At 61.1% G+C, this 951-nt stretch carries 1 protein-coding gene; it reads left to right on the forward strand.

The genetic code is table 11. From position 1 onward, the window contains the following. The first annotated feature begins 63 nt into the window (after positions 1-63). On the forward strand, positions 64-921 hold the full coding sequence (purU, locus tag B3N48_RS19760; protein WP_296186666.1) for a formyltetrahydrofolate deformylase: 858 nt from the start codon (positions 64-66) through the stop codon (positions 919-921). The last annotated feature ends 30 nt before the right edge of the window (positions 922-951 follow it).

The raw sequence follows: 951 nt of genomic DNA on the forward strand, positions 1-951 counted from the left end.
CACGCTCCTACGCCTTCGGCAGAAGCAGTTTGCGTCGTACATAAAAAACAGGAGCAACACCCCATGAGCCGCGCCCCTGATACCTGGATTCTGACCGCCGATTGCCCCAGTGTGCTGGGCACGGTGGACGCGGTGACGCGCTACCTGTTCGAGCAGGGGTGCTATGTCACCGAGCACCATTCGTTCGATGACCGGCTGTCCAGCCGCTTCTTCATCCGCGTCGAATTCCGTCAGCCTGACGGCTTCGACGAAGCGTCGTTTCGCGCCGGCCTGACCGAGCGCGGTGAGGCCTTCGGCATGACGTTCGAGCTCACAGCGCCGAACTACCGCCCCAAAGTCGTGATCATGGTATCCAAAGCCGATCACTGCCTGAACGATCTGCTCTACCGCCAGCGCATCAACCAACTGTCGATGGACGTGGTCGCGGTGGTCTCCAATCATCCTGATCTCGAACCGCTGGCGCGCTGGCACGACATTCCCTATTACCATTTCCCACTCGACCCCAACGACAAGCCAGCGCAAGAGGCCAAGGTCTGGCAGGTGATCGAGGAATCCGGCGCTGAGCTCGTGGTACTTGCCCGCTACATGCAAGTGCTGTCACCGGAGCTGTGCCGCAAGCTCGACGGCAAGGCGATCAACATTCACCACTCGCTGCTGCCAGGCTTCAAGGGCGCCAAACCCTACCATCAGGCCTACAACAAAGGCGTGAAACTCGTCGGCGCGACGGCGCATTACATCAACAACGATCTGGACGAAGGCCCGATCATCGCCCAAGGCGTCGAGGTGGTGGACCACAGTCACTACCCCGAAGACTTGATCGCCAAGGGCCGCGACATCGAAGGCCTGACCCTGGCGCGGGCGGTGGGGTATCACATCGAACGGCGCGTGTTCCTCAACGCCAACAGGACAGTCGTCCTGTAACGAGGGCCGCTTCGCGGATCGCGAGCAAGC

This window comes from Pseudomonas sp. UBA1879, from assembly GCF_002338065.1.
Taxonomy (GTDB): Bacteria; Pseudomonadota; Gammaproteobacteria; order Pseudomonadales; family Pseudomonadaceae; genus Aquipseudomonas.

Bases quoted from the DNA above. Each gene is read 5' to 3' on its own strand.
- purU (WP_296186666.1), top strand. From the start codon at position 64: ATGAGCCGCGCCCCTGATACCTGGATTCTGACCGCCGATTGCCCCAGT.